Annotated in this window: 1 protein-coding gene; it reads right to left on the reverse strand. The window is 68.8% G+C overall.

Annotated features, from left to right (window positions below):
- Positions 1–221, reverse strand: a 221-nt coding sequence (locus ACSNOB_RS32180; protein WP_436691236.1) for a ketoreductase domain-containing protein, incomplete at both ends; no start/stop codon positions are given.

The raw sequence follows: 221 nt of genomic DNA on the forward strand, positions 1-221 counted from the left end.
CGGCGAACCCAACACCCCCGCCACCGACGAGAACACCACGAACAGATCCAGATCCAGGCCCGCCGTCGCCTCGTGCAACCACCAACCCGCCGACACCTTCGGCGCCAACACCGCCGCCAGACGCTCATCGGTGACCCGCTCGATCACACCGTCGTCCAACACACCGGCCGTGTGCACCACACCCGCCAACCGGCCCCCGGCCGTGACCTCATCCACGAGAC

Origin of the sequence: Micromonospora sp. URMC 106 (genome assembly GCF_051386395.1) — a bacterium.
Lineage (GTDB): Bacteria > Actinomycetota > Actinomycetes > Mycobacteriales > Micromonosporaceae > Micromonospora.